The sequence below is a fragment of the Micromonospora sp. NPDC048830 genome (assembly GCF_043198215.1).
In the GTDB taxonomy this organism is placed as follows: Bacteria; Actinomycetota; Actinomycetes; order Mycobacteriales; family Micromonosporaceae; genus Micromonospora.
In genome coordinates this window covers 1-5932 of record NZ_JBICUP010000098.1, presented here as the reverse complement: position 1 = coordinate 5932, position 5932 = coordinate 1, and the positions used below count along the sequence as shown (strand labels likewise).

1 protein-coding gene and 1 pseudogene are annotated in these 5932 nt (G+C 70.2%); one reads left to right on the top strand and one right to left on the bottom strand.

Annotated elements, in window-relative coordinates; translation table 11 throughout:
* Positions 1–92: 92 nt before the first annotated feature.
* Complete coding sequence (locus ACGFIZ_RS33865; RefSeq protein ID WP_393427336.1) at positions 93–4952, bottom strand: hypothetical protein; 4860 nt, start codon at positions 4950–4952, stop codon at positions 93–95.
* Between the two features lie 542 nt (positions 4953–5494).
* Here ACGFIZ_RS33865 and ACGFIZ_RS33860 point away from each other — a divergent pair.
* Positions 5495–5932: pseudogene (locus ACGFIZ_RS33860) on the top strand (hypothetical protein); the annotation flags it as partial.

Genomic DNA, 5932 nt, shown 5'->3' with positions numbered 1-5932 from the left:
TACTCATCGCCAGTTTGCACAGGTCCAGCAAGGTGCATACCACAACAGCGCCTCCCAGAGTCCGAATCTGCGTGTTGTTGATCTGCGAGCCCTTAGGAAAACCTCATGTCCGGCCCCTGCCAGGTGGCCCAGGCGCCGGGGTTCCCGCCGTCGTCGGGCTGATTGTCGATGTGCGGCCGGCCGGGGTTGGTGGACATCCCAGCACCGTGGGCGGTCACCTCAATGTCGGGATCCGGTCCCGCCCACCCCGCCGTGGGTTGCGGCCCGCCGGGGTAGGGTTCCGTGGCCGTGGGCGGGCCGACCCACGCCGGATGGAGCGGATTAAACAGATCGAGGGCTGGGTTCCCCTGCCAGGTGGCCCAGTCGCCGAGGTCCTCGCTGCCCTCGCCGGCCCCCCGATTGTCGATGTGCGGCTGGCCGAAGTCGGTGGACATCCCAGCACCGTGGGCGGTCACATCAATGCCGGGATCCGGCCACCCCGCCGGCCAGGACGATGCCGTGGGGGCGTCCGGGTCGTCCAGCGGCCCGGGCAGACCCGTGCCCGCCGGCGGGGCAGGTACCGCCCCGGACATCGGCGACTGAGGTGCCAGATCCTGCACGCCCAGTCCGGGCGGGAACGGCTGCGTCCCTGGGAACTGGCTGGGCTGGTCGCCGCTGGGCTGCGACCACGGGTCGGGCGGGGCCTGCGGTCGGGGCGGATCCGTTAATTGCGGTCCGGGGTAGAGTCCCGTGTCCACGGCCGTGGGCGGGCCGACCCACGCCGGATGGAGCAGATTGAGCAGATCGGCTGGGTCCATCTGCCAGGTGGGCCAGGCGCCGGGGTTCCCGCTGCCGTCGGGCTGATTGTCGGTGTGCGGCTGGCCGAAGTCGGTGGACATCCCAGCACCGTGGGCGGTCACATCAATGCCGGGATCCGGCCACCCCGGTCCCGCCCACCCCGCCGGCCAGGACGACGCCGGCGGGGCAGGTACCGGCCCGGACATCGGCAACGTATCCCCGTCGTTCAGCCAGGACAGGTCCGCACCCTGCTGCGGGCGGACCGGTCCGGGGGCAGGGCCCGGCACCGGTGCTTGCCGGGGCGGACCCGGATCGGTCACGATGTACCGCGCCGCCAGGCGACCGCGTGCTTCCCCGACCATCTGCAGCAGACCACGGCCGCGCAATGCCACGATCAGGTTATGCACCGCCGTCTGCCCTGTGCCTGCCGCATCGGCGAGGGCTCGCTCGCTGACGGTGATGAACCCGCCGTTCATATGGCCGATCAGGACGTTCCACAAATCCCGCAGCGGCTGCTCCTCCTGCCGCGTTGTGGTGGCGATGTGGCCGACGTGCTGCTCGAACAGCGTCCGGGCATCACCCCGGTCGCGCACCCACTCTCTGCCCTCAGGAGGGGCCGGCAATGCTTGCCGGGGCGGACCCGGATCGGTCACCTTGTACCGCGCCGCCCTGCGACCGTGTGCTTCCCGGTCCAGCTGCAGCAGATGATGGTCGCGCAATGCCACGATCTGCTTATGCACCGCCGTCTGCCCTGTGCCTGCCGCATCGGCGAGGGCTCGCTCGCTGACGGTGATGAACCCGCCGTTCATATGGCCGATCAGGGCGTTCCACAAATCCCGCAGCGGCTGCTCCTCCTGCTGCGTTGTGGTGGCGACGTGGCCGACGTGCTGCTCGAACAGCGTCCGGGCCCTATCCGGGTCGCGGACCCAGCTGCCCGCAGTGGGTTGGGGTTGGGGTTGGTCGGGGCCGCTTTCCGCTGGATCGGGCGACTGCCCGCTCGAGGTGGAGCCGGCCCACCGGTGGTGACCGCCAGCGGCGGTGAAGTCCTGCTGGACCGGCCAGCTCACGCCGGGTTCCTGACCGTTCTCGACGATGTCCGCGGTCCGTACCGCCTCCACCAGATCCGGCCCGAACAACTCCACCGAACCGTCCGAGAACAACACGGACCGCACCGGCTCGTCCACGTGTGACCGCAGCTCGCCGGGTATCTGGTCTACCTCGTGCGTGGACGACATCAGCCGCCGGGCGCGCAGCTTGGTGCGCAGCCATTCACCGAAGGAGGTGTCCTGTCCCGGTCCCTGCCATGCCGCGTCGCACCAGACCAGCATGATGTCGGGTGTGTCGCCGCCCCGCTGTTGCGCCTGCGCAACAGCGTGTTGCCAGGCGGGCGAGGCGGTGAGCATCCGCAGGAACAAGGCTTGGCGCACCGGATCGTCGGCCAGCCGCTCGGCCAGGTTCCGGTGCCCGGCGATGGTGAACCATCCCTGCACCCACGGCAGCGCCTGTGCCGCCGTGCGGTCCGCCGCCGCCGCGTCCAGATCCGCCACGGCCGGGTCGGCGAAGTACACGCCGCTGAACGTGTCCGCCATGGCGATGTCCCTGGATGCCTCGAACAGTTGGGGCAGGACCCTGTCCGGCGAGGCCGCCTGGATACCGATGTCCGCGGCGAGCCGGCGCAGCTGGGCGTCGGTGGCACGGCCGTGGCCGCCGCTGGCGAGATCGTGGATTCGTTCCGCGGCCGGCCCGTGGGCAGCGGCGAGCCCGAGATCGGCCGGGCCGCTGCTGCCGGCCGGGCCGGACGCAGCGCCCGGCCGGGATGCCGTACCTGAGTCCACCGCGGACCCGATCGCCGCGACGGCCGGCCCCGTTGCCGCGACGGCCGGCTCGCCGAGACTGCCAGAGTCTGCACTGATCGGTTCGTCCAGCGACGACACATCACTGTTCGAGTCCGTGTCCCTGGAGCCGAAATCGGGGCTGAATACTCCATCGCTTGCGATAGACACGTCACTGACCGACGCGGTATCACTGGTGCTGTCGACGTCGATGATCGACACGCCATCGACACGGGAGTCGGCGCCACCCGGCACCGTACCGCGGGCCCCGGCCACATCCGGCGTCCCGGGCGTCGCGTTGCCGCCGGCCGATGCGAGCACCCCGGCGCGTCCGCTTTCTGAAATGTCGACGGTAGCCGAACCGGCGGCCGGTGCGGTGGCGCCGGGGATGGCCGCGGCCGTGAAAAGGGCGGGCAGGTCGGTGACCGTCTGCCGGACCATGTTCGCCACGGCGTTGACCTGCGCGGCGTCGGGGCTGGCCACCACAGCGGGCAGCAAGGCTGCGGAGGTACCGAGGATCGCATCGAGGCCTCGGTCCACCTGGTCCCGCACCGCGTTCTTGACCGCCGCGAGCACGGTGGCGGACGGCACCGCCGCTCCGGCGCCTGCCGGCGTGCCAGCGGCCCCCGGCGTGCCGGGGCCCGTCGGCGTGCCGAGGCCTGTCGGCGTGCCGAGGCCTGTCGGCGTGCTGGCGGCCGTCGGTAGGCCGGCGGCGAGGTACTGGCCGACGTGGTGTTCGGCGGCCAGGTGCGCGATCGCGCGCAGCGCCTCCAGGTCGAACGCCGCCGGCAGCGCGGCGATCACCTGCTCCGACCACACCTCGGCCGGGATCTGCTCACCCGCGGACGCCAACGCCTCGGCCATCCGGGCCACCGCCCGCTCCCAGACACCCCTCAGATACCCCTCGGTGAGCGCGGTACCCGGCAGACCGACCGCGGACAGGAAAGCCGCGACAGCGGGATCACCCTGCCGGGCGTCGACCCACTCGGCGAAAACCCGCTCGATCGGCACGGCAAGCCCGGCCATGCTCTTGCCCGCCCGAGCCACCCCGGCCAGCAGCCCACCGTAGCGGTCCACCGGATCCTGCTGGAACCGTTGCCACTGCTCGGCCACCGGCGCACCGGCTGCCGCGACCCACTGCGGCGCCGGCGCAGCCGGCACCGACCACAACGGCACCGACGGGTCCGGGTTCGGCGTGGGCAGGTTCAGCTTCGGCGCGGGCATGTTCCATGCCGGCAGCGGTGGCGGCGTGGGCGGCGGCGTGGGCGGCAGGGCCTGTGTGCCGGCACCCACAGCCTTCGGATCATCGACCCCGGCCTGGTAGCCCGTGGACGGGTCCGCACCAACCGGTGTCGACTCCACCGGCAGGACCGGCCTTCCGTCCGGCGTGAAGTCGGCGCGAGGCATCTGCACCCGGGGCTTCATCACGGCGCGACTCAAGAGGAACCCGAGCACGCTCGCGGCCGATCCCCCTGCCCCCGACAGCGCCCCGGAACGAAGGTCCGCACCGAGATTACTGACGTCGTAGTACCCCTCGATCATCAGGCCGGAAAGCCCACCGTAGAGCCCCTCCCCGAGGGTCTCCGTCACGGGCCGCGTCAGCAGATCGGTCAACAGAATCTTGGTGGCATCCGACACGCCCAGCTTGCTGACAGCGCCGGCGACAGCGCCAGCGACCTTACCCAACGCCGGCCCCGCCACCGTGCTGAGGAACGCCACCGCCCCCGCATACGCCGCCTGCTTACCGACCGCCGACCAGTTCACCCCGGACTGCAGACCATCGGTCATCATCGACACCTCGGCCAGCAGCGCAGAACCCGGCATGAACAACATCTGCACAGCCGTGCCGCTCGCCGCCGAGCGGACCAACGCCGAACGCAGGAACGCCTGGATGATGGACCGTGTCTGGGCGACGTGTGCCGCCGCCCCCACCGGATTCCAGAACCACATCGCGGCGGCGACGGCGAACTCGGCCTGCATGAAGCTGAACATGGCCACCGCCGTACGCTTGCCGGTCTCCGTCTCGAGGAAGAACTTCTTCTCCGCCTCGATCACGGCGAGCAGCAGGTCAGCCGTCTCGGCCATCTTCTTCACGAACGGAACGGTCTGGGCCACGAACCGGTCGAAGACCTCGCCCTCCCCCGCCTCCCCGACCGCCCTGATCGCCTGCTCCAGCATCGGACCCAACACCGTACGCACCCGATGCTCCAGCACTTCGGCCGTGCCGATGTCCTGCCACAACAACGGCAGCTTCGTCCGGGACAACTTGAACCCGGTGAACCCTTCCAAAACCCGCATCGAGCTCTCGGGGAGCTCAACGGTCGGAACGGCGGCAGCCAACACGCAACGCTCCTTCCCCGCCCCGAATCAGGGCACCCAGTGCGGATCAGTCAGCCGCGCTGACCGCCACCCCAGCCCCCGACCACTTCGTCGGCGATGACCTCGGCGCTGTCCCGCACCCGGCGGCCGAGGCCCCAACTCCCCGCCCCGCAACCCGACCGACGCCTCCACCGCCACCCAAGGTGTTGATCACCGAGAGCTACACGCCCGTCACCGTAAAGCGACGGTAGTCGACATCGGCGACACGAGCCATCCCCGCCCACACGTGAGCCACCACACATCCAGACGCGCGGCACGGGCGAACAGGCCTCCCGGTAGTAGACAGCGAAAAATCAACGACAACGCTGGTCAGGGCAGGTGCCGCAGGGCAGCGGTGCTGCTCGTGCCGAGAGCCGGTTGACCAGCGTTGCCTTGATTTCAGGCTGAAAGCTACGGCCAGGCCGATAGTGAAAATAATCATCGTTGGGTTTCCGATCTGCCAGTGACCCTGCTAGATACGTTGTAGCGGTGGGCAACGTGCCTGCCACAACTACACAGGGAGAAGCATGCTGAGCACGGTTCGGTCCCGTATTCGCGCGCTTGCGGTGGTCGGCATGGCAGCCGTGACCGGCGCCGTCGGTGGCGTAACCCACGCCGCCTCGGCTGCCGAGGTAGCGCCGCCCGCGGCGCCAGCCACGGCGGGCTCTGGCGCCCACGCCAGTTCGTTCCTGAGCATCCCCGACGCGATCAAACCGCCGGCCGGGTCCCAGCCGACCGGTGCCTACCTGGTCGTTAGCGGAACGCAGACCTACACGTGCGTTGTCCCCGAGGGAGCCACCACCGGCGCCTACACAGGCGCCTCGGTTCCCGAGGCGCTACTGTTCGGCACCGGCGGCATAGTTCACCACTTCGCAGGCCCGAGTTGGCAGTCCACTCACGACGGATCGCTGGTCACCGCGACCAAGATCGCCTCGTCGGATCGACCTGGAACCATCCCGGAACTG